The sequence below is a fragment of the Pseudomonas sp. 43NM1 genome (assembly GCF_002836905.1).
In the GTDB taxonomy this organism is placed as follows: Bacteria; Pseudomonadota; Gammaproteobacteria; order Pseudomonadales; family Pseudomonadaceae; genus Aquipseudomonas; species Aquipseudomonas prosekii.
In genome coordinates, this window is record NZ_MKGS01000086.1 from 1 (window position 1) to 4,265 (window position 4,265).

Genomic DNA, 4,265 nt, shown 5'->3' on the forward strand with positions numbered 1-4,265 from the left:
TTGCCATCCCCCTCACCCGCCCCGCGCGGATTCGCCTGGAGCTGAAGAACCTGTTCGCCCTGGCGCTGCCGATCATGATCGCGCAACTGGCGACCACCGCCATGGGCTTCGTCGATGCGGTGATGGCCGGTCGCGTCAGTTCGCGGGATCTGGCGGCGGTGGCGTTGGGCAACTCGATCTGGGTGCCGGTGTTTTTGCTGATGACCGGCACGCTGCTGGCGACCACGCCGAAAGTCGCCCAGCGCTTCGGCGCCGGCACGCACACTGAAATCGGCCCATTGGTGCGCCAGGCATTGTGGCTGGCGACGGTGGTCGGGTTACTGGCGACGCTGATCCTGTTCAGCGCCGAACCGATTCTGCGCGTCATGAAAGTCGATCCGGAACTGATCGGCCCGTGCATGGAATACCTGCGCGGAATCGCTTGCGGTTTGCCTGCTGTGGCGCTGTATCACGTGCTGCGCTGCTACAGCGACGGCATGGGCCGCACGCGTCCGGCGATGGTTTTGGGCTTGTGTGCGCTGGCGATGAACATCCCGCTCAACTACGTGTTCATTTATGGCCACTTCGGTGTGCCGGCGATGGGCGGCGTCGGTTGCGGCTGGGCCACCGCCATTGTCATGTGGTTCATGGCGCTGGGCATGGCCGTGTACACGCGCTGGGCCCCGGCGTACAAGGCGAGCGAACTGTTCAGCCGCTTCGACTGGCCGCAGTGGGCGGTGATCAAACGCCTGCTGAGTATCGGTCTGCCGATCGGCATCGCGGTGTTTGCCGAATCGAGCATCTTCGCCGTGATTGCGCTGCTGATCGGCAGCCTCGGCGCGACCGTGGTCGCCGGGCATCAAATCGCGCTGAACGTCAGTTCGCTGGTGTTCATGATTCCGTATTCGCTGGGCATGGCCGTGACCGTGCGCGTCGGCCAGGTGCTGGGGCGTAATGAACCGCGGGAAGCGCGATTCGCGGCGGGTGTCGGCATGGGCAGTGCGTTGGCGTATGCCTGCCTGTCCGCCAGCATGATGCTGTTGCTGCGCGAGCAGATTGCGACCATTTACACCACGGATCCGGCGGTGATTCACATCGCGGCGATGCTGATCGTGTACTCGGCGCTGTTCCAGTTTTCCGACGCGATCCAGGTCACGGCGGCCGGGGCGTTGCGCGGTTATCAGGACACGCGGGTGACGATGATCCTGACCCTGTTTGCCTATTGGGGCATTGGCCTGCCGGTCGGTTACGCGTTGGGCCTGACCGACTGGCTCGGTGCGCCAAGTGGCCCGAGCGGGCTATGGCAGGGTTTGATCGTGGGCCTGAGTTGCGCGGCGCTGATGCTGTCGATCCGCCTGGCGCGCAGTGCACGTAAGCGGATCCGCATCAGCAAGTCGGCCGGTTAAGCGAGTTTTTTGCGGATCCAGTAGAGGTAGGTGCCCGCCTCTTCGTGCTGGCCGACCAATTCATGGTCGAGGAACACGCAAAACTTGGGGATATCGCGCCGGGTCGACGGGTCGGTGGCGATCACCTTGAGCAAGCCGCCGGGCACCAGATCACGGATGTGCTGGTGCAGCATCATCACCGGTTCCGGGCAGTTGAGGCCGGTGGCGTCGAGGGTGCCGTCTACCGGCGTATCAAGCATTTCACTCATGATTCACTCCTGAAACTGGCCGGCATTGTCGCGCATTGCCGGGTGTTCGGTCATCTGTCTCATACCACCGCCCCGCCCTTGTGGGAGCGAGGCTTGCCCGCGAAGGCGTCCTTGAAGACGCTAAAAGCTTCGCGGGCAAGCCTCGCTCCCACAAGGTTGGGTGGCGCCTCGCAATACGGGCGCGACTCAGCGGGATTTAGGTTTCTTCACGTCTATCCGGCGCAAATGGCAGGTCACTTCTTCGCGGTCGTGGTACAGCTGTTTGCAGCCGATTTCGACTTTGATTCCGCGCTCCTTGAAGCCTTCGGCAATCCGTTCCAGCAAGCGTTTCACTTCGGCGTAACGCTGTTTCATCGGCAACTTGAGATTGACCACCGCTTCGCGGCAATGTCCCTCGCCAATCCACTCTTCGAGCATCGCCGCGTTACGGGCCGGTTTCTCGACGATGTCGCAGACCATCCAGTCCACCGGCTGACGCGGCTTGAAGGTAAAACCGTCAGCCATCAAATGTTGCACCAGGCCGGTGTCCATCAGGCTTTCGGCCATCGGGCCGTTGTCGATGGCGGTCACCAGCATGCCGCGATTGACCAGTTGCCAGGTCCAACCGCCCGGTGCCGCGCCGAGGTCGACGCCAGTCATGTCGCTGTGCAGGCGCTCGTCCCACTGATCGCGCGGGATGAAATGGTGCCAGGCCTCTTCCAGCTTCAACGTCGACCGGCTTGGCGCGTCACGCGGAAACTTCAGGCGCGGAATGCCCATTGGCCACATCGCCGAGTTGTTCGACTCAGCCAGACCGACAAACACTTCACGGCCACTTTTGAACGTCAGCAACAGGCGCGGCTTGCTTGCGTCTTCCACCAGTCTGCCGGCAGCCATCAGGGCCTTGCGCAGGTGAACTTCAAACTTCTTGCAGAAGTTCGACAGCTCCTTGCCATCGTTGGTGTCGACCATCTCCAGCCACAGGCTGCCGCACACCGGGAAGTCGGCAATGTGCGCGAGGATCACGCTGATGCGGTCGGTTTCCGGCAGATCGATGAAGATCCCGCGCGCCCATTGGCGCGGGAAGATCAGATCGGCGAAACGCTGGCCACGCATCAGGCGCGCGGCGCCGTCTTCTTCGGTGCAGATGAATTCGGCGCAGGCGCTGGCGGTTTTAGCCTTGGCATAACCGGCCACATTCAGCCGCGCGGCGTGTTCGGAAATCTCGGAACAGACTTCGCCTTCGAAGCCCGGCCGGCAATGCATAAATAGGGTGTTCATTCTTACTCCTGGGCAGATGGCGAGAATTCAGCCACTGCGCGATGCCCAGGCTTGCGTTGAAGCAAAGCCTGTCACGAAAACCGGCGCATGATAGCCGAGTTCGGAACCTTGGACTTGTCGATAGAGTCCAGTTATTAGCCAGCTACTTAAAACAGAGCTAGGTTTAATGCTCTGTCCGTCCCCCAAGTCCGTAGCCGTGCGGACTTAAAGGAGTCATTTCAAATGCCGTCCCTCGATAGCCTGAAAACCCTTAAAACCCTGCAAATCGACGACAAGACTTACCACTATTTCAGTCTGCCCGACGCTGCCAAGAGCCTCGGTGACCTCGACAAACTGCCGATGTCGTTGAAAGTCCTGCTGGAAAACCTGCTGCGCTGGGAGGACGAAAAAACCGTCACCGGCGCCGACCTCAAGGCGATTGCCGCGTGGCTCAAGGAGCGTCGCTCCGACCGCGAAATTCAATACCGCCCGGCCCGGGTATTAATGCAGGACTTTACCGGCGTGCCGGCGGTGGTCGACCTCGCCGCCATGCGCGCCGCGATGGCCAAGGCCGGCGGCGACCCGCAGCGGATCAATCCGTTGTCGCCGGTGGACTTGGTGATCGACCACTCAGTGATGGTCGATAAATTCGCCAGTTCCAGCGCCTTCGAACAGAACGTCGACATCGAAATGCAGCGCAACGGCGAGCGTTATGCCTTTTTGCGCTGGGGCCAAAGCGCCTTCGACAACTTCAGCGTGGTGCCACCGGGCACCGGGATTTGCCATCAGGTGAACCTCGAATACCTCGGCCGCACCGTTTGGACCAAGGACGAGGACGGCCGCACGTACGCGTTCCCCGACACCCTGGTCGGCACCGACTCGCACACCACCATGATCAATGGCCTCGGCGTACTCGGCTGGGGTGTCGGCGGGATCGAAGCAGAAGCCGCGATGCTTGGCCAACCGGTGTCGATGCTGATTCCGGAAGTGATCGGTTTCAAACTCACCGGCAAACTCAAGGAAGGCATCACCGCGACTGACTTGGTGCTGACCGTCACGCAGATGCTGCGCAAGAAAGGCGTGGTCGGCAAATTCGTCGAATTCTACGGCGACGGCCTCGCTGACCTGCCCCTCGCCGACCGCGCGACCATCGCCAACATGGCCCCGGAATACGGCGCGACGTGCGGCTTCTTCCCGGTCGACGACGTGACGCTGGATTACCTGCGCCTGTCTGGCCGTCCGCCGGAAGTGGTGAAACTGGTCGAGGCTTACACCAAGGCCCAAGGCCTATGGCGCCTGCCGGGCAAGGAACCGGTTTTCACCGACAGCCTCGAGTTGGACATGGGCAGCGTCGAAGCCAGCCTCGCCGGGCCGAAACGCCCGCAGGATCGCG

General features: G+C 61.9%; 4 protein-coding genes. 2 read left to right on the forward strand and 2 right to left on the reverse strand.

What is annotated here, in order from left to right; genetic code table 11:
* The coding region (locus tag BI292_RS09110; protein WP_256592640.1) for an MATE family efflux transporter at window positions 1-1,385 on the forward strand (1,385 nt) is incomplete at its 5' end.
* On the opposite strand, the gene tusA is transcribed toward BI292_RS09110, so the two are convergent.
* On the reverse strand, window positions 1,382-1,633 hold the full coding sequence (tusA, locus tag BI292_RS09115) for a sulfurtransferase TusA (RefSeq protein ID WP_045062389.1): 252 nt from the start codon (window positions 1,631-1,633) through the stop codon (window positions 1,382-1,384). The genes BI292_RS09110 and tusA overlap by 4 nt on opposite strands.
* Window positions 1,634-1,819: 186 nt before the next feature.
* On the reverse strand, window positions 1,820-2,893 hold the full coding sequence (gene rlmM, locus BI292_RS09120) for a 23S rRNA (cytidine(2498)-2'-O)-methyltransferase RlmM (RefSeq protein WP_101207678.1): 1,074 nt from the start codon (window positions 2,891-2,893) through the stop codon (window positions 1,820-1,822).
* 222 nt (window positions 2,894-3,115) lie between these two features.
* Between rlmM and BI292_RS09125 the strand changes: the two genes are divergently transcribed.
* The coding region (locus BI292_RS09125) for an aconitase family protein (RefSeq protein WP_256592641.1) at window positions 3,116-4,265 on the forward strand (1,150 nt) is incomplete at its 3' end.